This window comes from Streptomyces sp. iso_384 (genome assembly GCF_056172905.1).
The window spans coordinates 277,881-303,371 of the sequence record NZ_JBWBTT010000001.1 but is presented as its reverse complement, the minus strand read 5'-3'; the positions used below and the strand labels follow the sequence as shown (position 1 = coordinate 303,371).

Genomic DNA, 25,491 nt, shown 5'->3' with positions numbered 1-25,491 from the left:
TAACCAACCGGGCTTCCGCTCGGCCCGGCCGAGGCTCAGCCGAAGAGCAGCAGAACCGCTCCGTAGCTCAGCGCGGCGACCAGCGCCGCGGCCGGCATGGTGATGAACCAGCCCAGGATGATGTTCTTCGCGACGCCCCAGCGCACCGCGTTCACCCGCTTGGTGGCGCCGACGCCCATGATCGCGGAGGTGATGACATGCGTCGTCGAGATCGGGGCGTGGAACAGGAACGCCGACCCGAACATGATCGAGGCGCCGGTCGTCTCCGCCGCGAAGCCCTGCGGCGGGTCCAGCTCGATGATCTTGCGGCCGAGGGTCCGCATGATGCGCCAGCCACCCGCGTACGTACCCAGCGAGAGCATCAGCGCACAGGCGACCTTGACCCAGACGGGGATCTCGTCGTTGGGGCCCTCGATGTCCGCGATGACCAGGGCCATCACGACGATGCCCATCGTCTTCTGCGCGTCCTGGAGGCCGTGGCCGAGCGCCATGCCCGCCGCCGAGACCGTCTGCGCGATCCGGAAGCCGCGCTTGGCCTTGTGCGGGTTGGCGTTCCGGAACATCCACATGATGCCGACCATCACCAGATAGCCGACGATCAGGCCGACGAACGGGGAGATGAACATCGGGATGACGATCTTCTCCAGCACGCCGGACCAGATGACGTCCGTGCCGCCGGCCAGCGCCGCCCCGACCATGCCGCCGAACAGGGCGTGCGAGGACGAGGACGGGAGGCCGTAGTACCAGGTGATGAGGTTCCAGATGATCGCGCCGACCAGCGCCGCGAACAGGATCCCCATCCCCTTCTGTCCCACGGGGGTGGCGATGAGGCCTTCGCTGACGGTCTTGGCGACCCCCTGGCCCAGGAAGGCGCCGGCGAGGTTCATCACCGCCGCCATCGCCAGAGCCGCACGCGGGGTCAGCGCCCGGGTGGAGACCGAGGTGGCGATGGCGTTCGCCGAGTCGTGGAAGCCGTTCGTATACGTGAAGCCGAGCGCGACGCCGATGGTCACGATCAGCGCAAAGGTGTCCACGAGGTTCAGGACTCCTTGACCGCGATGGTCTCCACGGTGTTCGCGACGTGCTCGAACGCGTCAGCCGCCTCTTCCAGCACGTCCACGATCTGCTTGAGCTTGAGCACCTCCATGGCGTCGTACTTGCCGTTGAAGAGCTGTGCCAGCAGCTTGCGGTGGATCTGGTCGGCCTGGTTCTCCAGACGGTTGACCTCGATCCAGTACTCGGTGAGGTTGTCCATGGTCCGCAGCCCCGGCATGGCCTCGGCGGTCAGTTCCGCCGCCCGGGCCAGCACCTCGATCTGCTGCTCGACGCCCTTGGGGAGCTCCTGGACCTGGTAGAGGACGACCAGGTCGACGGCCTCCTCCATGAAGTCCATGATGTCGTCGAGCGAGGACGCCAGTTTGTAGATGTCCTCGCGGTCGAACGGCGTGATGAAGGAGGAGTTCAGCTGGTGGAAGATCGCGTGGGTGGCATCGTCCCCCGCGTGCTCCGCTGCCCGCATACGCTCCGCGATCTCGACTCGGGAGGCAGAATCCGCCCCGAGCAGTTCCATCAGGAGTTTCGAGCCCGTGACAATGTTGTCCGCGGACGCGGAGAACATGTCGTAGAAGCTCGTCTCCCTGGGGGTCAGACGAAAGCGCACGTGGGGTCCTCGGGATGCTTTGGATTCGGTCAGGCTGATGCTAGGCGCATCATCCGGCCACGGCTAACCGGCGTTCTTCAGTGTCGCCCATCGGACAAGGCGATCAGCACGGACCCCCGGTCACGTTTCGGCGGGATTCGTTACGATATACCCGGCAGGGGTATAAGAACGGCACAGTGCGGCGTTGCACAGAGCACATCGAGGACAAGCGGGAGGACGCGGATGACCACGACCGGGACCACAGGAGCGGAATCGGCGGGCGTGGCGGCCCCCGGCACGGAGGCGGCGGCCCCGGTGGAGATCGTCACCGACCACGACCGCGGCATCCACGGTTACCACCACCAGAAGGACGAGCACCTCAAACGGCTGCGCCGGATCGAGGGCCAGATCCGCGGCCTCCAGCGCATGGTCGACGAGGACGTCTACTGCATCGACATACTCACCCAGGTGTCGGCGTCCACCAAGGCGCTGCAGTCCTTCGCCCTCCAGCTGCTGGAGGAGCACCTGCGCCACTGCGTCGCCGACGCGGCCGTCAAGGGCGGCGAGGAGATCGACGCGAAGGTCGAGGAGGCCACGAAGGCCATCGCCCGCCTGCTCCGTACCTGAGGCGCGGCCCCGTGAGCGGCGGCGGTACGGGCGGGCGCCCGGGCGTCACCCCCGGCGAGCGGCCTGCCGGGGGACCGTCGCCCAGGACTCCGCGCCCCGGACGTCGAGCACTTCGTCGATACGGTCGGGGCTGAGGCGCTCCTCGCCCGCGGCCGACGCGGCGATCATCAGCTCGCCGCAGAGCTCGATCTCGGCGAGGGCCACAGAGTCCTGAGCGTTCGGAGCACTGAGCGTCACCACCTGCGTCACCTCTCTCTGCCGTCTCCCGGCCGTCACCGGCCTCCGGTCACAACCGGCCCCGGCACACCGACTCCCCAGCCTAGGGAGCGCGACACCTGCCGCGCATGGCACGGACGGACCATTTGAGCCCCCTCCCAACCGGCCCCACCGCCCGGCCCGTCCCGGCGGGCGCCCCTCACCCCGGGGTCACGACCGGCCGCCACCCCCAGCATGCTCAGCCCTGCCGGATCTCGCCGGTGTAGATGGCGGCCTCGTCCGGCAGGGTCACCGTGACCGGCAGCCCGAACCCGTACAGCAGCAGCGTCGAGACCACCGACACCTCCGGGGCCCGGGAGTCGGCGGAGAAGGTGAACCGGTGCCGGACCTTCCGCAGCCGCCCCTCCTCGTCGAGGTAGGCGTCGAACGGCACGGCGTCCTTGCTGAACCCTTTCGCCGCCGCGCTCAGCGCCCCGCGCGACTGCGGTGACGCGGCCCGGGCCGCCCGGCCGAGGTCCGCGACCCCCCGGTAGTGATGCACCGTCACCCCGGCCAGCTCGGACGTGCCCGCATACGTCACATCGTCGGCCCCGCGCAGCAGTTCGGCGGCGGCCATCGGGTCGGTGACCCCGCCGGTGAGGAGGTTGCCGTCCTTCAGCGTGGTCGTGTCGATCCTGACCCATTTGTCGTCGGGCACTCCGGCGCCCCGGTTCTTCATGTACAGCGCCCCGGGGGCCAGCAGCTCGGTGATCGGCCGGTGGTCGTCCGCGCCCGCAGCGTCCTTGCCCGCCGCGTCCTGGGGCAGCACCACCTTGAGCCGCCCCATCTGCGTACGGAAGTCGTACGTGCCCTGCCCCCGGATCGTCACCCGTGTCCCGCCGGCCGACGTCTCCATCGACGTACGGGTCTCCGCGCCGCCCGCCTCCACGAGGACGTCCGCCGCCTGTCCGAGTGCGCCGAGCGGGCGGCCGGCGGCCACGGAGTGCTGCCCGGAACCGTCGCCGGCGCCGCTGTCCGCCTCCCCGCCCACGCACCCGGCGGTGACCGCGATCACCCCGGCCACGGCGAGGGCGCGGGCAGCACGGGCCCCGCCTCCGTCCCTGTACTGCTGCACCACCATCGCCTGCCAACCCCCAACGACTACCGCCCGGCCGAGCCCTCACCCGCCTCGCATAACGACCGCCGCCGCCCCCCGTCACGCCACCGGGGCGCCGCGGCCAGTACCGTGGACGGGTGCATGAGGATCCCCCCGCCGCGGCCCGCACCACCGCCGCCCCGCGCACCCCCGTCCGGACCTCCCCCACCCTCCCGGAACCGATGCCGGAGGCTCCCCCTCCCGGCCCGCCGGCCGGGCACAGCGCCACGACGATCGAACGCGGCTCGTTCTGCCTGGCCCGCTGCACCTGCGGCTGGTGGGGACCGGCCCGCAGATCCCGGGACCGGGCCCGTACCGACGCCGCCGAGCACCTCGCAACCCCCTGACCCACGACCGCCCCCTGTACAGCACGAACCCCCAGGCGCCGGGAGCACCTGGGGGTTCGGTCGGTCCGGTCGGTCCGGATGCCCGGAAGCCCGGGGTCGTCAGGCGGCGAGGTCCTTCTCGCCCAGGTCGCCCCGCCCGGCGCCGGGCCGCGGCTCGGGAATGCCCCGCGCCGCGCTCTGCTCGTCCGCGGCCACGACGTCCGCGTTCCTCGACCGGACGAACCAGCCGACGCGCGGTGAGCGGGCGATCGCCGCCATCAGCGGGGTCAGCAGCGCCATGGCGAGCGGGGCCAGCAGCAGGGTGACGGCCGTGCCGAGGGCGAACCCGCCGATCACATCGGTCGGATAGTGGACGCCCATGTAGATCCGGCTGAACCCGGCGAAGAGCGCGAGGCCGATCGCGACGAAGCCGAACTTCCGGTTCGCCACGAAGATGCCGACGGCGATGCCCATCGCCAGCGTGGAGTGGTCGCTGACGAACGAGAAGTCCGTCTTGCCGTGGATCAGGACCTCAAGGCCGTCGTGGTCGTTGAACGGGCGCGGCCGCTCCACGAAGCCCCGGATCGGGACGTTGATGAGGATCGCGATGGCGGCGGCGAGCGGCGCCCAGACGATGGCGGCGGCAGCCGTCACCGAATCCTCGGCCGTCCCGCGCTTGCGCATGCTCCACCAGCACCACAGCCCCACCAGGACCAGGCCGAACATGATCCCGTACTCGCCGACGAACTCCATGACCCGGTCGAACCACGTCGGAGCGGCTTTCGCGAGCCCGTTGATGTCGTAGAGCAGACTGACGTCCGGGTTCGACCCGTCGAGTTCGAGTCCAGCCATCTGCTGCGGCCCCTTGCCTTGTCTGCTTCATCTGCCGCGACGCGCGTCCTTGCCCGCCGCCCTGGTCGAACCCCCGTGTCGGTGCGATCCGTTTCCGTACTGCACCGCACCGCATCGCATCACCGTGCCGCGTACCGCCTCACTGCGGTACTGCCTCACCGCGGTACTGCCTTCTGCGACGCGTGGTCAGTGCGCATGCCGTTCCCGTACCACGTCCAGGGAACGGCCCGGCCGTCGTGTGCGTTCCGCTCTCCACCGAATGATCACCATGACGTTATCGAAGAGTGATGGGTCGTCGCAGCTCAGGGCCCAGGCTTCACGGAGAGTTCCGACCGCGGCCGACTGCCCGTCAGCACCCGCCACCGCTCCGGAAACCCCGCACGGGAGACATCCGTCACCCCGTGGGCAGATCCGTCGGCAGGGCGGCGGCGCCGTCCTTGGTGACCCGTGTCGCACCGAAGTAGTCCGGCGTATCGATCTTGTCGAACCGGATGACCGCCCCGGTGAACGGCGCATTGATCATATAGCCGCCGCCGACGTACAACCCGACGTGCCGGATCGCGCGCGAGTTGGTCAGGTCGTCGGAGAAGAACACCAGATCCCCCGGGAGCAGCTCGTCCCGCGAGGGGTGCGGGCCCGCGTTGTACTGGTCGTTGGCGACCCGGGGCAGCTCGATGCCCACCGTCCGGTACGCGGCCTGGGTCAGCCCGGAACAGTCGAACCGCCCCTGCTGCTCGGGCGTACCGTTGCCGCCCCACAGATACGGCGTGCCGAGCTTCTTCTGGGCGAAGTAGATGGCCCCGGCGGCCTGCCGGGAGGGCGCGACCCGGCCGACGGGCCGGGCGAAGCTCTTCTCCAGCGAGCGGATGATCCTGACGTAGTTCTGCGTCTCCTTGTACGGCGGGACGCCGCCGTATCTGATCACAGCGTCGGGTCCGGCGTTGTACGCGGCCAACATGTTGCTCGTCGCATCGCCCGGCACCGTCTTCACATACCCGGCGAGCTCGCAGTCGTACGAGGCGGCCGAGGGGATCGCGTCGGCGGGGTCCCACACGTCCCGCTTGCCGTCGCCGTTGCCGTCGATGCCGTGCGTGGCCCAGGTGCCGGGGATGAACTGGGCGATGCCCTGCGCGGCGGCATGGCTCTGCGCGCTCGGGTTCCAGCCGCTCTCCTGGTACAACTGCGCGGCCAGCAGGGCCGGGTTGATGGCGGGGCAGAGGTTGCCCCACTTCTGCACCAGCGGCTGGAAGCGCGCCGGGACCGCCCCTTTGGCCAGCGCGACGGCACCGCCGCCCCCCGGCCCGGCGAGCCCGGCGGCGGCCGAGTACGTACCGACGACGAGCAGGGCCAGGAAACACATGACCATGCCGACGCCGATGCCACCGAACACCCAGAATTTCCGCACCCCTCAACCATCCCCCATCGGGGCGCGCTTCAGAGGTGTTTTCGACGGTGTGTACGAGTCATCCGCGGCACACCACCGGCGCACCCGAAGCACACGGGGGCGCCGACGGCTCACCACGCACAGCCCTGACGCGGCCTCAGCTGTCCTGATTCGCCAGCCCCGACCAGAAGTCGGAGCGGACGTTGGGCCGGGGCAGCGGATAGACGTCCTTGTACGCGGGCCCGTTCGGCTCGGCGGTCGGGTCGGCGACCTTCGACTCCTTCACGCACGGGCTGTCGGCCTCGAAGAAGGCCTGCCCCTTCCCGCGGAAGGAGACGCTGACACCGAAACCCTTCTTCGTGACCGCGTAGACCGCCGGGAACTTCTCGTCCTTGTTGACCGCCTTGATCCGGTAGTCGTTCTTCCGCCAGAACGTCTCCGCCCGGTCCAGGAAGGTCTGCCGGCGGTCGGCGGAGACGACGGTCATGACGACCCGCCGACGGGTCACCCCGCAGGACCGGGTGGTGGTCGGCCCGTGGGCCCACTGCACATCGGGGTCGATGCCCTTCAGGACGGCGTCCAGCATCGCGTCGGACCGCTCGGCGGCCTCCTGCATATCCATCCGGCTCTCCTTCCCCCTCTCTTCCCCGCTGCCGCCCGTCCCGCTCTCGCTGCCGCACCCGGACACCGCGACCCCCACGGCCAGGATCACCGCGACGAAGGGCAGGGCCCGCTTCGCTCGCCTCACTTCGGTTCCTCCATCTTGAGCCGGTCGGCGTTGCCCGACACGATCAGGGCGATGCTGTCCGCGGACACCGCGTCGCGTTCCGGACTGAAGTAGTTCGAGTGCGAGTCCAGGCTGATACCGCTGCCGCTGACGAGCGGAGGACCGTCGGCCACCGGGAAGCGCCGGGCCCCGAACGCCTTGCTCGCCGGATCCTTCCCGAACCACAGGTCGTCGTCACCCGGATCGGCCAGATCGCCGGCGATGTACGCCCCGCCCGGCCCTCCCAGGGCCAGCCCGATCCCGCCCACCACGACCTGGGTCTTGGAGGGCAGCTTGGTCACCGGGTCATTGGCGGCGGCCCCCACGAAGACATGCTCGCTGCCGACACCGAGGTCCACGGCGTGGTCGACGCCGACCCCCGGACTGCCGACCAGGATGATGTCGTCGACTCCGGGAATCCCACCGGGCTCGGCCGCCGCGGCGCCCACGGTGCGGGAACCGTAGGAGTGCCCGATGGCCGTGAGGTGCGGATCCTTGTTCTGGTTGGTGACGGAGATGCCGTCCATGAAGCCGCGGTAGGCCTCCCCGCCCTTCTCGGCGCGCCCCGTGCCCATGACGGCGAAGTAGCCCGCCACCCCGTCCTTGTCCGGCAGCTGCGGCGCGTCGTACCCGAGCCAGACGATGGACGCCGTGGACTCGTCGTACCCCTGCGCCCCGATCGCGGTGTCCCTGGCCCGCCCGAGGTCGTTCTTGGCGAACTCCTCGTCGAGCGAGGTGTTGAGCCCCGGCACGTAGGCCGACACATGCTGGGACGCGTCCGGATTCCCGAAGGAGACGATGGCCCTCCCGTTGCCCTCGTCCCCGATCCCGATGAGATACATGGGCGGCTTCCCGTTCTCGTTCAACTGCCGCTCGATCTCCCGCAGTCCGGCCAGCTGGTCGCGGGCCTTGTCGGTGTCGACCCCCTCCAGCCTGTCGATCAGCGCCGGAAGATTACGGCGGTTGGCGGCGTCGCGCGCGAGGACCGGGATGCCGTCGAGGTTGCCGATCCGCTCCGGGACCAGCTCGATGTACCGTTCCCGCTCCTCCGGCGAGAGCCCGTCCCACCAGGCCTTGCGCTCGGCGGGCGCGGCGTTCTGCGGGATCCGCTCGCTCAGGTGCGCGCGCTCGGCGTCCCGCACCTCGGCGTCGACCCGCGCCCCGGACCCGGGTATCGCCAGCCCGGCGCCCGCACCGCCGACGGCCTTGTTCCAGTCCCAGGCCGCACCGATGTAGTCGCCCCGCGCCCATTTCTCCCCCGCGCCACGGGTGTCGCGCCCCCACTGGTCGACGATGCGCCGCCCACTGTCACCCGGCCGCAGAACGGCATCGACGACCCCTTGGACGTCGCCCCCCAGCCCGTCCCCGAGAAACCCGCCGAGGAACCCGCCGCCATTGGGCCCCGCGGGTCTACCCGCGTCGACCGGCACGATGACGTCGCCCGGGGGGAAGGCGTCGCCGCCTTGGGGGGAGGGGGAGGAGGTGTTGCCCTGGGGGCGGGTGGTGTCGCCGGGGACGCCGTCGGAGCCGCTGCTTCCGGAGGTACTGCCGGTGGATCCGCTGGTACCGGTGGATCCGGACGTACCGCCGGTGGATCCGCTGGTACCGGTGGATCCGGACGTACCGCCGGCGGATCCGGTGGCCGCGGCTCCTCCGGTGTCACTGCTGGTACCGGTGCTGCCGGTACCACCGGTGAGGCTGGACTCGCCGCCACCGTCTCCGACACCAGAGGCATCACCGCCACCACTACCGCCGGCGCTACCGCTCCCACCGCTACCGCTACTGCCACTGCCACTGCCACTGCCACTGCCGTCGGCGCTCCCGCCACCGGCAACGAGGTCACGCCCCGGCGCCGGGCACGAACTGCCGGTCAGTTCGCAGATCGCGCTACGGATCTCCGCGGTGAGCTGCCTGCCGGTTCCGGTGGCCATCAGCCCGCCGACGAGAGCGACCACCACCAGGACGAGGCCCAGGTACTCCAACGCGGTCTGCCCGCCGTCGCGGCGCAGCTTCATCATCCGGGCGAAGCTGAAAAGCCGTTGCTCGGACCGTTGCTCCAGCTCGCTCCGGAACCATCGACGGCTCTCCGGCCGGCACAGCAGAACGATGACGGCCACCGGTATCACCAGGCGCGCGACACCTTGGACCCCGGACCCGCCGCTCAGCTCGGCGAGGGCGCCGAGGACGATCCACGCCTGCACGGCGAGGAGCCCGTACCGGACCCGGACACCGCCATGACGGACGTACAGCGACAGCACAAAGGCGCCGACACCGGGTAACGACGCGTAGAGCAGCAGCCCGAGGAGATACCCGTCGACCGCGTCCACCGAGGACGCCGTCGAGAGGGCCCGGATCGCGCCCACCAGGGTGGCGACGAAAAGAACGTGAAGGAGGATCAGAACCGCCTGCAACGGCCGGGGCATCAGCCTCCCGCCCGAGCCCGCTACGGCAGCGCTTACATCGACGCCGACAGGAACCGCGCTTCTTCGTATGCCGGACAAGAGCAGTCCCCTACCTCGTGAGTGGGCGGAACGGGCAACAGGTCAGTCACTCCGCGTATGCGACCACACGGGCAGGGGACACGACATGGGCCCCAGGACCCAATGGCGGGCTCAAAATCCTTACGAGCCCGCCGAGTTGAGCCACCTTGCCCCGATCACGACCTGCTTGCCGCCGCCGCACCGGGGGAGTCAGCCGACCAGAAGTCGGAGTGGATGTTGGGGCGGGGGATGGACTGCGCCTCGGGGGCGAGGAACGCGGTGGCCCGACTGGTGGAATCGGCAACCACGGAGTGGCGGACGCAGGGGCTGTCCACGGTGAAGTGCGCCTGCCCCTTGTCGGCAACCGTCAAGCTCATTTGAAACCCGTCCTGAGTTCTCACGAAAATTGCAGGGGCGTCGACATGACTGTTGATCGCAGTGACGCGATAGCCGCTCTTCCGCCAGAACCGGTCCACCAAGCCCAGGAAGCTTCCCCTCCGTTGGGAGGAGACGATGGTCATCACAGTCCGCCGCCGTGTAACCGTGCAGCTTCCCGTCGTGGTCGGGCCATGAACCCAACGCACACGTGGTTCGATCCCCGCAAGAACACTGTCGAGCATCTCATCGGCGTGTTCAGCAGCATCCTGCATATCCATGGTTCCACCCCGCGCCCCAGCGCACCCCGTCAGCAAAGTCCCCACAAGAAGGGCCACGAGCATCTCTCGAAATCGATCCATCAACGCGGCTCTTCCCTTTTGATCCTGTCTGCATGACCCGCGGTGATCAATGCCATGTTCTCGACCGATGTCCTATCGATCTCAGGATCGAAGTACTCCGAATGTGCATCGATGTTGAGCTTTCCCTTCCCGATCAAAGGCGGCCCATCCCCCACCTCGAACCGCCGAGCCCCGAACGCTTCGCTGGCTGGGTCACTGCCGAACCAGACGTCATCGTCTCCTCGGTCGGCCAGATCTCCGAAGAGATACGCAGCCGCAGGCCCGCCGTACAGCATCTCCACCGCCCCGACAGCCGACTCCTTCTTGGAAGGTACTTTTGTCACAACGTCGTTGGCGGCCGCTCCGACGAAAACATGGTCTCGGCCTACACCCAAGTCGTCAGCACTATCAACGCCCACTCCAGGGCTTCCGACGAAGACAATCTCATCGGCACCCGGAATTCCGCCCGACTGCTGCGTGGCAGACCCCACAGTCCGAGAACCATAGGAATGGCCGATGGCCGTAAGGTGCGGGTCCTCGTGGTCATTGGCCGCTTCGATTCCGCCCATGAACTCGCCGAAGGCCAGACCACCTTTCTCCGCTCTGCCGCCCCACGCAACAGCTAGGGTCCCGAGCCCGTCCGGCGACTGCGGCGCGTCATACCCCAGCCAGGTGATGGCAGCAGAGGGCTCCCCGTACTGATTCGCGGCAATAGACAGATCACGCGCCCGCTTCAGATCCCCCTGCGCAAACTCCTCATCCAACGACGTGTTCAACCCCGGCACATAAGCCGCCACATTCCGCGAGGTATCCGGGTTCCCGTACGAAACGATCGCCCGGCCGTTCCCCTGATCGCCGATCCCGAGCAAATACATCGGCGGCTCCCCCGGCTTCGGCACCGCCCGCAGCTGCCGGTCGATCTCCCGCAACGCCGCAAGCTTCGTCGCCGATTCGTCGTCGTCCCGCCCCTCCAGCTTCCCCATCAACAGCTGGAGGTTGTCCCGGTTCGCCGCGTCACGGACCAGGGCCGGAATCCCGTCCAGGTTGCCGATCTGGTCCGGGTACACCGCGAGGTACTCCTCGCGCTGTTCGTCCGTCAGGCCGGCCCACCACTCCTTGCGCTCGGCGGGACTCGCGTCGTGCGGGATCGCGTCCTTCAGGTAGTTGTGCGCCGCCTGCCGCACCGCCGCCGCATCGGCCGCGGCGTCCGTCCACGTCGCGGCCGGAACGGCCAACCCCTCGTGTGCCTTCAGCGACCGCAGGATCCTGGCATACCGCCAGTCCGCATCGGCCGCCGTCCGCACCGCCTGCGCCACGCGGTCCGCGATGTCCTGGGCCTTGCCCGCGTTCGGGTTGGGCGCGACGAGCCCCGAGGGGGTGACCATGCCCGGGTTCGGGACCCCGGACGCCGTCCCGCCCGCCAGCGGCTTCCCGTCGACCAGGCCCTCGCCCGCCGCCGGATACGTCACCGAACCGTCCGCGTGCACCGTGAACTTCAGCGCCTCCGCATCGTCCAGCGCCCCCTGCAACACCCGCTGCTGGGCCTTGATCTCATGGGCCAGGCTGTTCAGCGCGGTCCGCAGCAGCCCGCACTCGGTATAGATGTACTGGAAGTTCACCCCCAGCCGGCGCAGCCGCCCCTCGGCCGCCCCCACCGCCTCCCCCTTCTGCGTATCGCGCAGGCCGGGCAGCATCCGGCCCTCGATACGGTCCCGGGCCGCTTCGGCACGGTTGCTCACCCGGCCCCAGCCGTCCGCGGCCTCCTCCAGCTCGGCGCACTTCACGTCACGTAAGGCGGACCAGGTCAGCACGGAACCCGCCCCGCCGCTCCGTCCGCTCACCGGGCGCCGCCACCGCTCTGCGCCTTCACCCTGTCGAAGTCGTTTCTCACCCCCTCGTTCGTCCGTGTCTGCGCCTGGACGACTCCTCGGAGACTCCCGGCGAGGCTCCCGCACTCGCGGCGCGCCGCTTCGATCCGGCGCTCCCACGAGGCCCGCACGGTGCTCAGCTCGGCCAAGGCGGACAGTGCTCCGGCCCCGGCGATCAAGCCCTGGTGCGCCGCCGCCAGTTCGCTCTTCACCGGGCCGAGGTGTGTGACCAGGTGGTCGGCCCCACCGGCGGCCCGCTGCCATGGACCGCCGCTGTGCAGGAGATCCCCGTCCCCGGCCGCCCCCACCGTTGCCGCAGATCCGACCGGCACCCCCAGCCGCTCCCAGCCGTCGTCCGGCTGCCCGACCACGGTTACTCCGCCCACACCGCTCACCCCGTTCACACAGTTCTCCTGATCGTGGAGCGGCACTGTGCCAAATCCGCGGTGCGCGACATGCCGCCCGTCAACGCACCGGCGCCCCGGCTCCGTACCCACCCGTCCCCGTGATTCCCGGCCGGGCGAAGCGGGGCCCGCCGATCCCGTGGGGCCCTGCGGTTCACCCGAACGAAGGGGAGCCGAGCGCGAGCACAGAAGCAGACAAGGCACAACCACAGGCACAGGCACACCACGGTCGTGCCCTCCTCCGCCGCGCGGCGGAGGCCCAGCCCCCCGGCCTCGTACCGCAGAACAGCGCATGCCGGATCAGAAGCTGACGCCACGCCACACCCTCCGGACCACGATGGACGTATGACGCGATCCCGACAGGAACGCCCCACCGCCGGCACCGACCACTCCGCCCCCACGCCTCCCCCGCCCGCACCCCCCTGGGCGGTCCGCTGCGCGCAGCTGATCACGCTGATCGTGCTGCCGACCGGACTGTGGCGGCTGGCGATGGTCTTCGGGTTCCCGTCCGGGTACACCGCGGCGGGCTTCGTACCGTTCGACACCCCGGGAGCCAAGCTGTGGATGCTGACGCTGAGCGTCGTCTGCGAGCTGCTCGCCCTGCTGTCCCTCGGCCTGGTGCGCCCGTGGGGCGAAACGGTGCCCCGCTGGATACCTCTTGTCGGCGGCCGCCCCGTCCGCCCCCTGGCCGCCGTCGTACCGGCCGCCGCCGGGGCTCTCGCGCTGACCGCGATCTGGGCCGCCATGCCGCTGTGGTGGACGTACCCCCACACGGACATGACCCCCACCGGCCGGCTCCTGGTCGGCGTCATCTACCAGCCGCTCGTCCTCTGGGGTCCGCTCCTCGGCGCCGTCACCGTCTCCTACTACCGCCGCACCAGGCCGGCCTGACGAAACATCGAACATGGTGCCGACCGGCGCACCGACGGCTCTCGAACGGCGCATACGAACACGCCGTGCCCCGCGAACGCTGCAACCGCTTCAGAACCCATGGCCACCGTCGTTGCTCCTGGTCACACCCCGTGATACACAGAGTAACCAGGCATATGCATGGGGAGCCGGACGAGCCGCAGGTCAGGGCGGCCGCCCCGGTCAAACGTGCGAGATCCGGGTAAAGAGACCCGGGAAGGCGTCGTGCGAGCGCGGTTTCATCAGCGAAGATAGAAGGCGACCCGTGCCGCACGGCACGGGCAGCGAACTACCCAACAGGGGCGGTGACTTACATGATCCTGGCAGCAGAGAAGGGCGACATCACCACCATCATCGGCGGAATCGCTCCGGACTGGGGGCCGTTCGGGACGCTGGGCAACGAGGCGCGCATCATGATCGAGGTGGTGATGGCCATCGCCATCCTGCTCTGCCTCGGCATCGCGATCTGGGGCGCGGCGAAGCAGCGCATCGGAGCGACGGCACTGCGCGACACGTTCAGCGCCGAGCAGGGCAAGGGCCTGATCGTGGCAGGGCTGACCGGGGTCTTCATCATCGGCTCCTTGGGCACCCTGTTCACCATCGTGTACGGAATGGCCGTCTGACCCACCGCCGGCCACACCCGTCCGGGCCGTCCCAGCCCGCTCCCCACCATCCGCCCGTCGTGCCCACCGGCTGAGGTTGCGTTTCCCTGATGTCGAGTCACCACACCGCGCTCAAGCGGCAACCAGCACAGCTACCGTCGTCCTGCGCGGATCTGCACACGACCGAGGGAGCGAACGCGGCATGAGTCCCGGTGACGAGCACGACTACCGCGGCAAGGACCAGGGGAGCCGCTCGGACGACCCGTACAGCACCCTCGGCGGCACCCGTCAGACCCGTACCCGTCTCCCCGACGGCGACCCGGGCCACCCCCACGCGCGCCGCCCCGTCCGCAACTCCCGCTCGCTCGTGACGATCACCGCCGTCGTGGTCCTCCTCGTCGCCGCCATCGCCATCGCGAACCGCGGCGGCGGCAGCGGCGATGCCGCGTCCCCGGGCGCCAAGAGCCGTGGAACCGCGGGCAGCGCCCCCACGGCACCCACCGGCACCAAGCCCGTCCAGGGCAAGAACGGCACGATCGCCTCCGGCTTCGCCCACGACGAGCAGGGGGCGCAGAGCGCGGCGGCGAACTATGCGGTGGCGCTGGGGTCGGCGGAGATGTTCACGAAGGAAAGCCGCGACCGGATCCTCGACACCGTCTACTCGCCTGCCACGGCGGACAAGATCAGAGCACCCCAGGACCAGGCCTACTCGACCGAGTTCCTCGCACACCTCGGTCTCGACCCCGAGGGCAACGCCCCGGAGGGCAGCACCTTCATCTCTCGGACCGTCCCCGTGGGCACGAAGGTCCTGGAGTTCGAAGGCGACACCGCAAAGGTAGCTGTCTGGTACACGGGTCTCGTCGGCATGTCCGGGCAGGACTCCACCAAGCCGGTGAGCACCACCTGGAAGACATGGACGGCTCAGTTGTCGTGGTCGGGCGGTGACTGGAAAGTGACCGCCGCATCCGAGACCGACGGCCCGGCGCCCGTCCCCGGCGATCTCGCCGCTTCCAAGTCCGACGTGATCAGCAAGGCTGTCGAGGAGTACGGAGGCTTCACTTATGCCAGGTAGCCCCAAGTACCGCTTCCGTTCGGTGGCCACCGCGCTGTTCGGACTGCACGCAGCCGCTCTGGCGTTCGCCGGACGCGCGGCCGCCGAGCCGACCCCGACTCCTACCCCGACGCCGTCACCGAGCAGCAACGAGGACTGCAGCCTTCTGTTCGGTGAGGTGAAGAAGTACTGCGAGGAGGGCGACGGCGCCGGGGCGTCCGACAGCGTGCCGGGTTCTCCCGACGCTTCGGAATCCCTCGACCCCCTCTCCTCCCTGGCCCGAGGCTGCGCCGACGCCGCCTCCTGGATCGTCGGCAAGCTCAGCGAGGCCGTCGAGTCCACGGCCAACGTCGACTTCACCAACCCCAAGTTCCTCCAGCAGTACGCCGTCATCTTCGCGGCCTCCACCGTCCTCACCCTGGTCCTCTGGCTCCTCGCCGTGGCCAAGCGCGCCATCCGCGGCGTCCCGCTCACCACCGCGATCTCCGAGGCCGTCGGCTTCCTCTGGCTCACCGTCCTCGCCTCGGCCTTCACCCCGCTGATCCTCTACACCATCGTCTCCGCCACCGACGGCGTCACCGAGGTCATCTCCTCCGCCACCGGCGGCCAGACCGACGTCTTCTTCGGCTCGTTCGCCGAGGCCCTCAAGAAGGGCGAGGACATCGGCGGCGGACCGATCATGCTGATCGTCGTCTCGCTCGTCTCGATCCTCGCCGCCGGCATCCTGTGGCTGGAGCTCGTGATCCGCGCCGCCCTGCTCTACGTCGGCGCGCTCCTCGGCATCGTCGTCTACGCCGGCCTCGTCGACAAGAACATGTGGGGCCACGTCCGCCGCTGGGCCGGCATCATGATCGCGGTGATCATGGTCAAGCCGGTCATCGTCATCGTCCTCGGCCTCGCCGGAGCACTCTCCGCGGGTGACGGCCCCGACGCCTTCTCCGCCGTCGTCTCCGGGCTCTCCATCATCCTGCTCGCCATCTTCGCCTCCGCCATGATCTACCGCTTCGTCCCCGGCTTCGGCGACGAGATCCAGGGCGCCCGCACCAACCGCAAGCAGGCCACCGACGGCGCCCAGGCCGCCGCCCTGATCAGCTCCCCGGCCGCCCTCGTCTCCCAGGGCATCAAGACCCACAGCGGCCGCAACGACCAGAACAGCGGCGGAGGCGCCCGCCCCGCCAACCCGGCCAGCGGCGGCGTCGCCGCCCACAGCTCCCGTACCTCCGGCGGAGGCGGAGGCGGCGGATCCGTCCCCTCCGCCGCCCCCTCCCCCCGCAGCGGGTCCGGACCCACCTCCGGGACCCCCCACAGCGGCCGCTCCCCCCGAGGCGGAGGCGGCTTCGGCACCACAGGTAACTCGAGCACAGGAGGTGGCGGGCGTTGACGACCCAGTCCCACACGATGGCGCCCCGCCGCACGTATCTCATCGGCCGCGCCCGGCCGAACGCGATCGTCGGCAAGAACCGCGAGACCGGCGAGATCGCCCTGATCATCGTCGGCGCGTTCCTCGGCATGATGAGCGGGCTCCTCGTCCCGGTCCTCTCCCTGCGCATCGTCTGCCTCGTGGGCTTCCCCCTGCTGGCCCTCGCCATCGTGTACGTCCCGTACAAGGGCCGGACCTTCTACAAGTGGTTCGAGATCAACCGCAGCTTCAAGCGCTCCCTGCGCCGCGGCACCGCCTACCGCTCCGGCGCCATGGAAGCGGGCGTCAGCGCCGACGGCCGTGAGGTCGAGATCGGCCCGCCCCCCGGCATCGGCCGGATCAGCTGGCTCGCCGCCCCCTTCGGCCCCGACGAGATCGCCGTACTCCTCCACGCCGACCGGCGCACCGTCACCGCCGCCATCGAGATCGAGGGCCCCGGCGTCGGCCTCCGCGACAGCGAGGACCAGGAAGCGCTCGTCGACCGCTTCGGCACCCTCCTCAAGCACGTGGCCAACGGCGACGGCTTCGTCACCCGCCTCCAGATGCTCGCCCGCACCCTCCCCGCCGACCCCGACGCCCACGCCAAGGACGTCGCCCAGCGCGGCGACAAGGCCTCCCCGGGCTGGCTCCAGGACTCCTACGACCAGCTCCAGTCCATGGTCTCCACCTCCAGCGAGCAGCACCGCGCCTACCTCGTCGCCTGTATGCACTACAGCCGCGAACTGGCCGCCGAGGCCAACGCCATGGCCCGCGCCGCCCGCCCCCACGGCGGCCGCAAGCTCGACCGCGACGCCGGCCTCGCCGTCGTCATGGCCCGCGAGCTCACCGACATCTGCGCCCGCCTCGCCGAGGCCGACATCCGCGTCCGCCAGCCGCTCGGCCAGAGCCGCCTGGCCTCCCTCGTGCACTCCATGTACGACCCCGACCACCCCATCGACCACATCCAGGCCATGACCAAGCGCAACGCCTGGCCCGCCGAACTGGACGCCGTCGAGCCCACGTTCCTCCAGGCCAAGACCCGCGAGTCCACCACCCGCGCCCCCTGGTGCCACGCCACCGCCTGGGTGAAGGAATGGCCGATGACCCCCGTCGGCGTCAACTTCCTCGCCCCGCTCCTCGTCCACACCCCCGACGTCATCCGTACGGTCGCCGTCTGCATGGACCTCGAACCCACCGAGGTCGCCATCGAACGCATGCTGACCGAGAAGACCAACGACGACGCCGAGGCCAGCCGCCAGGCCAAGATGAACCGCACCGTCGACCCCCGCGACATCGCCGCCCACGGCCGGCTCGACCAGCGGGGTGAAGATCTCGCCAGTGGCGCGGCCGGAGTGAACCTGGTGGGGTACATCACGGTGTCGTCCCGTTCACCCGAGGCCCTCGCCCGCGACAAGCGCACGATCCGCGCCTCGGCCGGCAAGTCGTACCTCAAGCTGGAATGGTGCGACCGCGAGCACCACCGGGCCTTCGTGAACACGCTCCCGTTCGCCACCGGCATCCGCCGCTGACCCGAGCACCCGCACAGAACACCGAACCCAAGCCGCCCAACCCACCCAACCCGCAGGAAGAGAGGGCACCCACGCCATGCGAGACCCCCTGTCCGCATTGTCGGATGCCTTCACCTCCTTCCTCTTCGGCAAGGTGGAGACCACCCGCCTCCCCGTCCGTACGTCCACGGGCCAGGCCCAGGCCGTCTACCTCCCCACCGCCGCCCCCGGCCTCGGCGACAGCGGCGTGATCATCGGCCGCGAGGTCTACAGCGGCAAGGGCTACATCTACGACCCCTTCCAGCTTTACGGACAACAGCTCCCCGCCCCCCACTGGCTCGTCCTCGGCGAATCCGGCAACGGCAAGTCCGCGCTGGAGAAGACGTACGTCCTGCGCCAGCTCCGCTTCCGCGACCGTCAGGTCGTCGTCCTGGACGCCCAGGGCGAGGACGGCGTCGGCGAATGGAACCTCATCGCCCAGGAGCTGGGCATAACCCCCATCCGCCTGGACCCCACCGCAGCCCTCAACGGCGGCATCCGCCTCAACCCCCTCGACCCCTCCATCACCACCACCGGCCAGCTCGCCCTGCTCCGTACGATCATCGAAGTCGCGATGGGCCACGGCCTCGACGAGCGTTCCGGCTTCGCGCTCAAGGTCGCCCACGCCTACGTCACCGCGACCATCACCGACCGCCAGCCGGTCCTGATGGACATCGTGGAGCAGCTGCGCCACCCGGAGCCCGAGTCCGCCGAGGCGATGAACGTCGACATAGACGATGTACGGGCCTGGGGCCTGGACGTCGCGCTCGTCCTGGACCGGCTCGTCGACGGTGACCTGCGCGGCATGTTCGACGGCCCGACCACCGTCGGCATCGACCTCGACGCACCCCTCATCGTCTTCGACCTCTCGCACATCGACCGCAACTCGATCGCGATGCCGATCCTCATGGCCATCGTGGGCGTCTGGCTGGAACACACCTGGATCAGGCCCGACCGCAAGAAGCGCATCTTCCTGGTCGAGGAGGCGTGGCACATCATCAACTCGCCCTTCGTCGCCCAGCTCTTCCAGCGCCTGCTGAAGTTCGGACGCCGCCTCGGCCTCTCCTTCGTCGCCGTCGTCCACCACCTCAGTGACGTGGTGGACGGAGCCGCGGCGAAGGAAGCGGCGGCCATCCTCAAGATGGCCTCCACCCGCACGATCTACGCCCAGAAGTCGGACGAGGCCAGAGCGACCGGCCGGGTCATCGGCCTGCCCCGCTGGGCCGTCGAAATCATCCCGACCCTCACCCCCGGCATCGCCGTCTGGGACGTCAACGGCAACGTCCAGGTCGTCAAACACCTGATCACCGAGGCCGAACGCCCCCTGGTCTTCACCGACCGCGCCATGACCGAGGGTTCGACGGACGACCTGCTCCCCGAGGACATCCGCGCCGCCGAACTGGAGGCGGAGCAACGGGCGGCCCGGATCGAGAACCAGCAACGGATCAACGAGTCGTCAGAGTCAACGGTGGCATGACATGGCACGCCAGGCAGCACGGGGCCGGGGCAGCGGGCCCGCCCACCCCGACGGACACGACGGCCGGCCCCAGGGCGGCGGCATCCCGGACGGCCTGCTGATCGGCCTCCTGGGCCTCCTCCTCGCGGCCACCCTGGTCACCTGGACGGCCACCGGCCTGGCCGGGCTCTTCTCCCACGGGGCCTGGCCGGACGGCGTGACGTTCACCCGCTCCCCGCTCGCCCTGCGCGAACTGGCCACCGCCCCCCAGGACCTCCCCGCCGCCTGGCCGCAGACGCCCCCGGCCCAGCTCTCCGGATACGGGCTGTTCTGGGGTCTGTTCATCGGCGAACTGATGGTGCTGGTGGTTCTCACGGTGTTCACGCTCGGAGTCGTGGCCCGTGGCCGGGCGGTACGGGAACGGCGCCGCGAGGAGGCGTCGTTCACGCCACACAAGCCGACACCGCCCCCGGCACAGACAAAAGCCCCACAAGCACCGGCACCGGCGACACCACCACCAGCGACACCGGTAGCAACACCCCACCCCCCAGCCGCAAACCCGCCCGCGACCGAAGACACCCGTCCTCTCCCCGGAACAGGCGCGGCTCTCCTCCCCTCCCCCCGCACCCCTCTCCTCGTCTACGCCCCCGCCCCCGACCGGCGCCCCACCGTCGTCCAGGCCATCCACGACGCCGAAGGCCCCGCACTCGTCGTCACCTCGGACCCCACGGTGTGGGCCGAGACGAAGGACGCACGCGGCAAGCTCGGCCCGGTCCTCGTCTACGACCCGGGCCACCTCTGCGACACCCCGGCCCGCCTCCACTGGTCGCCCACCGAGGGCTGCGAGCTCCCCGACGTCGCCGCCGCACGCGCGGCCGCCCTGCTCGCCCCGGTACGCCCGCAGGCCCGGATCGACGCGGCGGTGGCCGACACGGCGCAGACGCTCCTCCAGTGCTGGCTGCACGCCGCCGCGGTGGACGGCCGCCCCTTCCGCCAGGTCCTGCGCTGGGCCTCCGGGGCCGGCGCCCACGAACCGGTACGCCTCCTCCGTACGCACCCCAAGGCCGCGTCCGGACTCGCCGGGCTGCTGGAGTCCGCGCTCACCGCCTATCCGGAACGGCGAGAAGTGGCCCAGGAACTGACGGTACGGGCGTTCGCCGCGCTCTCCACGGTGCACATCCGCGAGGCCTGCACGGCGAACCGAGCGGATTCCCTCGCCCTGGAATCTTTTGCGGACGAAGGGGGAACGCTCTACCTGGTGGGCGAACCCATCGAGGATCCCCGTGCCCGCCCCGGCGCGATGCCCCTCCTCACCGCGCTCGCCGCAGACGTGGTCGAGCACGGCCGCCGCATGGCCGCACGGTCATCCGACGGTCGGCTCGACCCACCAATGACACTCGTCCTCGACGACGTCGCGGCCGTGGCCCCGCTGCCCCAGCTCCCGGAACTCCTGGCGACCGGCCAGACCCGGGGCATGCCCGCCCTGGTACTGCTCCGCTCCCGGGAACAGGGCCGCGCCCGCTGGCAGGAAACCCTGCACGCACCGGCCCCGGGCATCGGCTAGGCAACCCTCACAAGCCCCGCCCGGGCGTCGGCCGGGCCACACCCCAGCACACCGCACCGGAACTCCCGCTACGCCCCCGCCACACCCCGCCTTACGCCTCCCGCCCCAGGACGTACTCCACCTCCTGCTCGCCCCGCCCGCCCGGGGCCGGAATCCGCTGCCCGGAGGGGACGAATCCGAACCGCCGGTAGAAGGCGGCGGCCCGAGGGTTCTTCTCGTGCACATAGAGGCGCACCCGCTCCATCCGGGGCGCGGACAGCGACCAGGCCCACGCGACGGCCTCGCGGAACAGCGCGTCCGTCACCCCGGTCCCCCGCGCCCCGGGGCGGACGAACACACCGACCAGGTGCGCCTGATCCACCGCCGAAGCCTCCCCGAAGCGCGTATCGTCCTCCGGGCTCTCGACGAGCACGGTGACCGTGCCCACCCACACCCCGTCCGGCGACTCCGCGACGAACTGCCGGACCCGGCCGCCCCCGTCCTCGGCCGCGGCAGCAGCACGTTCCTGCCAGAAGACGTCCGGCCGTGCCACTGCCTCCTCGTACGACTCCAGGAACGCCACCGGCGCCGCCGGGTCCTTGAGGGCATCCAGCCGCAGCTGCCTTACCCGCGGCCATTCATCGGCCCGCACCGCACGCATCACATAGTCCATGCCCCCGATCCTCACCCCCGCCCGCTCCACACTCAACCGACTGAGCCCACCGACACCCCGTCGTACCCCGGTACTACGCCCCGGCCCACGTCCAACCCCCGGTCGGACGACCGCGCCCCGCCGGCTCCGTAGCGTCGACCGCATGATCACGGCACACGGACTCACCAAAAGGTACGGCGACAGAACCGTCGTCCGTGACCTCGACTTCACCGTCCGCCCCGGCACGGTCACCGGCTTCCTCGGCCCCAACGGAGCCGGAAAGTCCACGACGATGCGCATGCTGCTCGGCCTCGACACCCCGACCCGCGGCCGCTCCACCGTCAACGGCCGCTCCTACGCCACCCACCCCGCGCCCCTCACCCAGGTCGGCGCCCTGCTGGAGGCCCGCTCCGTCCACCCGGGCCGGTCCGCCCTCGACCACCTCATCGCTCTCGCCCACACCCACGGCATCCCGCGCCGCCGCGTCGAGGAGGTCATCGACCTCGCCGGGCTGACCGACGCCGCCCGCCGAAGGGTCAAGGGCTTCTCGCTCGGCATGGGCCAACGGCTCGGCATCGCCGCCGCACTCCTCGGCGACCCCGCGACCGTCATCCTCGACGAACCGGTCAACGGCCTGGACCCCGAAGGCGTCCTGTGGGTCCGCACCCTCCTCACCTCCCTCGCCGCCGAAGGCCGTACGGTCCTCGTCTCCTCCCACCTGATGAGCGAAATGGCCCTCACCGCCGACCACCTGATCGTCATCGGCCGCGGCAGGCTCCTCGCCGACACCACCGTGGCCGAGCTGATCCGCTCGGCGGGCGGCCAGTCCGTCAAGGTCGTCACCCCGCAGCCGGAGGAACTGAGCGCACACCTGGCGGCCCCGGACGTGACCATCACCGCCACCTCCGCCTCCACCACCGGCTCCCCGGCCCAGGAACTCCGCATCCGGGGCGCGGACGCCACGCACATCGGGAGCATCGCCGCCACGCACGCGATCACGCTGCACGAACTGACGCCGCAGACCGTGTCGTTGGAGCAGGCGTTCATGGACCTCACCCAGGAATCGGTGGACCACCGCGCGCACCACCACCGCATCGGAGCAGCAGCATGACCACAACCCACCTCACACCACCACGGCCCTCGACCTCCCCGTACCGCATCACCCCCACCCGCGTCCTGCGCTCGGAATGGCACAAGCTCCGTTCCCTGCGCTCCACCTGGATCACCGTCATCTCGGCGGTCGTCATGGTCCTGGGCGTCGGGATGATCATGGGCGGGACGTACACCTCCGGCGGCGGGGACTCCGACGTCGACACAGTCGTCCTGACGCTGTACGGCAGCGTGCTCGGCCAGCTGTGCCTGATCGTCCTGGGCATCCTGATGACCGCGGGCGAGTACGCGACGGGCATGATCCGCTCCTCGCTGACCGCCGTACCCGCCCGGCTCCCCGTCCTGTGGGCCAAGGCCGCGGTGTTCGCCGCCACCGTCTTCACGGTCATGTTCGCGACGGCCCTGGTCACGTTCGCGGCGGCCCAGGTCTTCCTCCACGACACCGACCAGGCCGCCTCGTTCACCGACCCGGGCATCCTGCGCGCCCTGGCGGGCAACGCCGGCGCCCTCACCCTGATGGGCCTGATCGCACTCGGCCTCGGCGCACTGCTGCGCTCCGTGCCCGGGGCGATCGGCGCGGTCATCGGCGGCGTCATGATCCTGCCGGAGGTCCTCGGGATGCTCCCGTACGACGCCGTCGAGCGCGCCATCATGTACTTTCCCACCCAGGCCACCGGCGCCCTGGGCTCCGCCACCCCCATCCCGGGCACCGTCTCCCCGGGCCCCGCCCTGCTCGCCCTGTCGCTGTGGGCGGGCACGACGCTGGCCGCGGCAGCGCTGGCCCTCAAGCGCCGCGACGTCTGACACACGAGGAGAGGCGACCAGGTGACGTACCACCCCCGAGGCCCCGGCGGTACGACGGCCGCCCCCCTCACCCGGATCATCCGCGACTCCCTGGACCGTCTCCGCGCCTTCGACCGACACCGGCCACGCGTCTGGGACGCCGCGGTGACCGCGTTCTGGGCCGTGGCGGCGGTGCTCGACTACACCTCCGGCGGCTGGCGGACCGTCGCACACGACAACGTGACGGCGCCCGAGTTCCTGGTGCTCCTGATGAGCCTCGGCTTCTCGCTGCCCCTGCTGTGGCGCCGCACGCACCCCTGGGCCGTACTGCTCCTCATGGCACCGGTGTCGGTCGTCAACATCTGGACGGGGGCCGTGGTGCAGGCCGCACTCCTCCAGCTGATCCCGGTCTTCCAGATCGTGCTGCGCTCGTCCCTCCGTACGGTCGGGGCGGCGGCCCTGCTGTTCGTCGTCCCGGTCCTGGCCGGCGGCATCCGCATCCCCGCCGGCTGGGGCCAGGAGGTGGTCTCGTACGTCTGGGGCCTGGTGTTCGTGGTGCTTCTGGGCATCGCGGTACGCACCCGGCGCGAGTACACGGAGGCTCTGGTCGAGCGCGCGCACCGCCTGGAACACGAACGCGACCAGCAGGCCCGGCTCGCCGCCGCCGCCGAACGCACCCGTATCGCACGGGAGATGCACGACATCATCGGCCACAACCTCTCCGTCATCACGGGTCTCGCGGACGGTGGCGCGTACGCGGCCCGGAAGAACCCGGAACGCGCGGGCCAGGCGCTGGAAGCCATCGGCACCACCAGCAGACAGGCCCTCTCCGAACTCCGCCGCCTCCTGGGAGTCCTGCGCGACGACCACCCCGACGGCGAACGCACCCCCCAGCCCACACTCGACGAACTGGCCCCCCTCATCGACCGCGTACGCCGGGCAGGCCTGACCGTCCACCTGGAACTGAACGGCGATCCCCTGCGGGCGGCCCTCACCCCGGGCCGCCAACTCACCGTGTACCGCGTGGTCCAGGAAGCCCTGACCAACACCCTCAAACACGCCACCGGCCCCACGTCCGCGACGGTCGCACTCACCTGCTCACGCACACACCTGGACGCCCACATCACCGATACGGGCACCGGAGCCGCCCCCGGCACGACAGCGGGCACGACCGCAGACACGGAGGAAGCCCCCCTGCCGGCCCAGGGCATCATGGGCATGCGGGAACGCGCCGCACTGTACGACGGCACCCTCGAAGCGGGCCCGCTGCCGGACCACGGCGGTTGGCAGATACGGCTCCGACTTCCCCTGGAGGACACGCACCCGTGACGACCGTACTCATCGCGGACGACCAGCCGATGCAGCGCTTCGGCTTCCGCATGCTGCTGGAGAGCCAGGACGACATGACGGTCGTCGGCGAGGCGGGCAACGGCACCGAGGCCGTCAACCTGGTCGCCCGCCACCACCCGGACGTCGTGCTGATGGACATCCGGATGCCGGGCCTGGACGGCATCGAGGCGACCCGGCGCATCATCGCCTCGGGTGCGGGCACCCGCATCCTGATCGTCACGACCTTCGACCTCGACGCGTACGCCTACGACGGTCTGCGCGCCGGGGCCAGCGGCTTCCTGGTCAAGGACGCCCTGCCCGAGGAACTCCTCGCCGGCATACGTGCGGTGGCCGCCGGCGATGCGGTGGTCGCCCCGACCCTGACGCGCCGTCTTCTCGACGCATACGTCCACCACCTCCCGGCCGTACCCGGCGCACCGACCGCGTCGGACCCACGCATCACCGCACTGACGGAACGGGAACGGGAAATTCTCACCGTCATCGGCCAAGGCTGGTCCAACACGGAAATCGCCACCCGCCTCCACCTCGCCGAGTCCACGGTGAAGACGCACGTGACCCGCATCCTCGCCAAAACAGGCGCAAGGGACCGCGTCCAGGCAGTGATCCTGGCCTACGACACCCGCCTGGTGACCCCCACGTGACAGTGTGTAAGGGCTCCGAAACGCAGAAAAGCCCC

The 25,491-nt window shown here is 70.3% G+C and carries 25 protein-coding genes; 13 read left to right on the top strand and 12 right to left on the bottom strand.

Features of this window, described 5'->3' with window-relative positions; translation table 11 throughout:
* Positions 1-35 precede the first annotated feature (35 nt).
* Positions 36-1,034, bottom strand: a complete 999-nt coding sequence (locus tag AC0VY3_RS01310; RefSeq protein ID WP_475548701.1) for an inorganic phosphate transporter — start codon at positions 1,032-1,034, stop codon at positions 36-38.
* A 5-nt stretch (positions 1,035-1,039) separates the two neighbouring features.
* A complete protein-coding gene (locus AC0VY3_RS01305) occupies positions 1,040-1,660 on the bottom strand; it encodes a DUF47 domain-containing protein (protein ID WP_007449359.1) in 621 nt (206 codons plus the stop codon).
* A gap of 222 nt (positions 1,661-1,882) precedes the next feature.
* On the opposite strand from AC0VY3_RS01305, the gene AC0VY3_RS01300 reads away from it, so the two are divergent.
* Positions 1,883-2,266, top strand: a complete 384-nt coding sequence (locus tag AC0VY3_RS01300; protein WP_030088765.1) for a metal-sensitive transcriptional regulator — start codon at positions 1,883-1,885, stop codon at positions 2,264-2,266.
* Between the two features lie 45 nt (positions 2,267-2,311).
* On the opposite strand, the gene AC0VY3_RS01295 is transcribed toward AC0VY3_RS01300, so the two are convergent.
* Positions 2,312-2,515: a hypothetical protein gene (locus AC0VY3_RS01295; RefSeq protein ID WP_030088763.1), complete on the bottom strand. Its 204-nt coding sequence runs from the start codon at positions 2,513-2,515 to the stop codon at positions 2,312-2,314.
* Between the two features lie 205 nt (positions 2,516-2,720).
* Positions 2,721-3,602: an SCO4651 family lipoprotein gene (locus tag AC0VY3_RS01290; protein WP_475548700.1), complete on the bottom strand. Its 882-nt coding sequence runs from the start codon at positions 3,600-3,602 to the stop codon at positions 2,721-2,723.
* A 113-nt stretch (positions 3,603-3,715) separates the two neighbouring features.
* On the opposite strand from AC0VY3_RS01290, the gene AC0VY3_RS01285 reads away from it, so the two are divergent.
* Positions 3,716-3,964, top strand: coding sequence for a hypothetical protein (locus tag AC0VY3_RS01285; RefSeq protein ID WP_242738772.1), 249 nt, complete (start codon positions 3,716-3,718; stop codon positions 3,962-3,964).
* Positions 3,965-4,063: 99 nt separating this feature from the next.
* On the opposite strand, the gene AC0VY3_RS01280 is transcribed toward AC0VY3_RS01285, so the two are convergent.
* The 7 genes from AC0VY3_RS01280 to AC0VY3_RS01250 all read right to left on the bottom strand — a co-directional run bounded on the left by AC0VY3_RS01280 (position 4,064) and on the right by AC0VY3_RS01250 (position 12,404).
* Positions 4,064-4,795, bottom strand: coding sequence for a phosphatase PAP2 family protein (locus tag AC0VY3_RS01280; protein ID WP_242738774.1), 732 nt, complete (start codon positions 4,793-4,795; stop codon positions 4,064-4,066).
* Between the two features lie 394 nt (positions 4,796-5,189).
* On the bottom strand, positions 5,190-6,185 hold the full coding sequence (locus AC0VY3_RS01275) for a C40 family peptidase (RefSeq protein WP_103512608.1): 996 nt from the start codon (positions 6,183-6,185) through the stop codon (positions 5,190-5,192).
* A gap of 151 nt (positions 6,186-6,336) precedes the next feature.
* The gene (locus tag AC0VY3_RS01270; protein ID WP_475548699.1) at positions 6,337-6,927 is read right to left on the bottom strand and encodes a hypothetical protein; all 591 of its coding nucleotides are present in this window, start codon (positions 6,925-6,927) and stop codon (positions 6,337-6,339) included.
* Positions 6,924-9,368: an alpha/beta hydrolase gene (locus AC0VY3_RS01265; protein WP_475548698.1), complete on the bottom strand. Its 2,445-nt coding sequence runs from the start codon at positions 9,366-9,368 to the stop codon at positions 6,924-6,926. Before AC0VY3_RS01265 ends, AC0VY3_RS01270 begins: the two co-directional genes overlap by 4 nt.
* 233 nt (positions 9,369-9,601) lie before the next feature.
* Positions 9,602-10,081 (bottom strand): hypothetical protein, encoded by a 480-nt coding sequence (locus AC0VY3_RS01260; protein ID WP_475548697.1) that lies wholly within the window; start codon positions 10,079-10,081, stop codon positions 9,602-9,604.
* A gap of 80 nt (positions 10,082-10,161) precedes the next feature.
* On the bottom strand, positions 10,162-11,982 hold the full coding sequence (locus tag AC0VY3_RS01255; RefSeq protein ID WP_475548696.1) for an alpha/beta hydrolase: 1,821 nt from the start codon (positions 11,980-11,982) through the stop codon (positions 10,162-10,164).
* Positions 11,979-12,404 (bottom strand): hypothetical protein, encoded by a 426-nt coding sequence (locus AC0VY3_RS01250; RefSeq protein WP_258047419.1) that lies wholly within the window; start codon positions 12,402-12,404, stop codon positions 11,979-11,981. Before AC0VY3_RS01250 ends, AC0VY3_RS01255 begins: the two co-directional genes overlap by 4 nt.
* Before the next feature lie 354 nt (positions 12,405-12,758).
* Here AC0VY3_RS01250 and AC0VY3_RS01245 point away from each other — a divergent pair, with 354 nt between their 5' ends.
* The 7 genes from AC0VY3_RS01245 to AC0VY3_RS01215 all read left to right on the top strand — a co-directional run bounded on the left by AC0VY3_RS01245 (position 12,759) and on the right by AC0VY3_RS01215 (position 20,941).
* Positions 12,759-13,304: a hypothetical protein gene (locus AC0VY3_RS01245; RefSeq protein WP_103512603.1), complete on the top strand. Its 546-nt coding sequence runs from the start codon at positions 12,759-12,761 to the stop codon at positions 13,302-13,304.
* A gap of 332 nt (positions 13,305-13,636) precedes the next feature.
* Positions 13,637-13,945 (top strand): hypothetical protein, encoded by a 309-nt coding sequence (locus tag AC0VY3_RS01240; protein ID WP_003968086.1) that lies wholly within the window; start codon positions 13,637-13,639, stop codon positions 13,943-13,945.
* Between the two features lie 181 nt (positions 13,946-14,126).
* On the top strand, positions 14,127-14,996 hold the full coding sequence (locus AC0VY3_RS01235; protein ID WP_475548695.1) for a DUF8175 domain-containg protein: 870 nt from the start codon (positions 14,127-14,129) through the stop codon (positions 14,994-14,996).
* The gene (locus AC0VY3_RS01230; RefSeq protein ID WP_475548694.1) at positions 14,986-16,356 is read left to right on the top strand and encodes a hypothetical protein; all 1,371 of its coding nucleotides are present in this window, start codon (positions 14,986-14,988) and stop codon (positions 16,354-16,356) included. Before AC0VY3_RS01235 ends, AC0VY3_RS01230 begins: the two co-directional genes overlap by 11 nt.
* Positions 16,353-17,903: an SCO6880 family protein gene (locus AC0VY3_RS01225; protein WP_103512600.1), complete on the top strand. Its 1,551-nt coding sequence runs from the start codon at positions 16,353-16,355 to the stop codon at positions 17,901-17,903. The genes AC0VY3_RS01230 and AC0VY3_RS01225 overlap by 4 nt, the downstream gene beginning before the upstream one ends.
* A gap of 76 nt (positions 17,904-17,979) precedes the next feature.
* On the top strand, positions 17,980-19,398 hold the full coding sequence (locus tag AC0VY3_RS01220) for an ATP-binding protein (RefSeq protein ID WP_103512599.1): 1,419 nt from the start codon (positions 17,980-17,982) through the stop codon (positions 19,396-19,398).
* 1 nt (position 19,399) lies between these two features.
* A complete protein-coding gene (locus tag AC0VY3_RS01215) occupies positions 19,400-20,941 on the top strand; it encodes a type IV secretory system conjugative DNA transfer family protein (protein WP_103512598.1) in 1,542 nt (513 codons plus the stop codon).
* A 91-nt stretch (positions 20,942-21,032) separates the two neighbouring features.
* On the opposite strand, the gene AC0VY3_RS01210 is transcribed toward AC0VY3_RS01215, so the two are convergent.
* The gene (locus AC0VY3_RS01210) at positions 21,033-21,593 is read right to left on the bottom strand and encodes a GNAT family N-acetyltransferase (protein WP_475548693.1); all 561 of its coding nucleotides are present in this window, start codon (positions 21,591-21,593) and stop codon (positions 21,033-21,035) included.
* A 142-nt stretch (positions 21,594-21,735) separates the two neighbouring features.
* Between AC0VY3_RS01210 and AC0VY3_RS01205 the strand changes: the two genes are divergently transcribed.
* The 4 genes from AC0VY3_RS01205 to AC0VY3_RS01190 are packed head-to-tail and all read left to right on the top strand — an operon-like array spanning position 21,736 to position 25,456.
* Complete coding sequence (locus AC0VY3_RS01205) at positions 21,736-22,683, top strand: ABC transporter ATP-binding protein (RefSeq protein WP_475548692.1); 948 nt, start codon at positions 21,736-21,738, stop codon at positions 22,681-22,683.
* Positions 22,680-23,486, top strand: a complete 807-nt coding sequence (locus AC0VY3_RS01200) for an ABC transporter permease (RefSeq protein WP_475548691.1) — start codon at positions 22,680-22,682, stop codon at positions 23,484-23,486. The genes AC0VY3_RS01205 and AC0VY3_RS01200 overlap by 4 nt, the downstream gene beginning before the upstream one ends.
* A gap of 21 nt (positions 23,487-23,507) precedes the next feature.
* Entirely contained in the window at positions 23,508-24,794 is a 1,287-nt protein-coding gene (locus AC0VY3_RS01195) for a sensor histidine kinase (RefSeq protein ID WP_475548690.1), read from the top strand.
* Entirely contained in the window at positions 24,791-25,456 is a 666-nt protein-coding gene (locus AC0VY3_RS01190; RefSeq protein ID WP_103512593.1) for a response regulator, read from the top strand. Before AC0VY3_RS01195 ends, AC0VY3_RS01190 begins: the two co-directional genes overlap by 4 nt.
* The last annotated feature ends 35 nt before the right edge of the window (positions 25,457-25,491 follow it).

Bases quoted from the DNA above. Each gene is read 5' to 3' on its own strand.
- AC0VY3_RS01300 (WP_030088765.1), top strand. From the start codon at position 1,883: ATGACCACGACCGGGACCACAGGAGCGGAATCGGCGGGCGTGGCGGCC.
- AC0VY3_RS01290 (WP_475548700.1), bottom strand. From the start codon at position 3,602: ATGGTGGTGCAGCAGTACAGGGACGGAGGCGGGGCCCGTGCTGCCCGC.
- AC0VY3_RS01280 (WP_242738774.1), bottom strand. From the start codon at position 4,795: ATGGCTGGACTCGAACTCGACGGGTCGAACCCGGACGTCAGTCTGCTC.
- AC0VY3_RS01265 (WP_475548698.1), bottom strand. From the start codon at position 9,368: ATGCCCCGGCCGTTGCAGGCGGTTCTGATCCTCCTTCACGTTCTTTTC.
- AC0VY3_RS01260 (WP_475548697.1), bottom strand. From the start codon at position 10,081: ATGGATATGCAGGATGCTGCTGAACACGCCGATGAGATGCTCGACAGT.
- AC0VY3_RS01245 (WP_103512603.1), top strand. From the start codon at position 12,759: ATGACGCGATCCCGACAGGAACGCCCCACCGCCGGCACCGACCACTCC.
- AC0VY3_RS01240 (WP_003968086.1), top strand. From the start codon at position 13,637: ATGATCCTGGCAGCAGAGAAGGGCGACATCACCACCATCATCGGCGGA.
- AC0VY3_RS01235 (WP_475548695.1), top strand. From the start codon at position 14,127: ATGAGTCCCGGTGACGAGCACGACTACCGCGGCAAGGACCAGGGGAGC.
- AC0VY3_RS01230 (WP_475548694.1), top strand. From the start codon at position 14,986: ATGCCAGGTAGCCCCAAGTACCGCTTCCGTTCGGTGGCCACCGCGCTG.
- AC0VY3_RS01220 (WP_103512599.1), top strand. From the start codon at position 17,980: ATGCGAGACCCCCTGTCCGCATTGTCGGATGCCTTCACCTCCTTCCTC.
- AC0VY3_RS01215 (WP_103512598.1), top strand. From the start codon at position 19,400: ATGGCACGCCAGGCAGCACGGGGCCGGGGCAGCGGGCCCGCCCACCCC.
- AC0VY3_RS01210 (WP_475548693.1), bottom strand. From the start codon at position 21,593: ATGGACTATGTGATGCGTGCGGTGCGGGCCGATGAATGGCCGCGGGTA.
- AC0VY3_RS01205 (WP_475548692.1), top strand. From the start codon at position 21,736: ATGATCACGGCACACGGACTCACCAAAAGGTACGGCGACAGAACCGTC.
- AC0VY3_RS01200 (WP_475548691.1), top strand. From the start codon at position 22,680: ATGACCACAACCCACCTCACACCACCACGGCCCTCGACCTCCCCGTAC.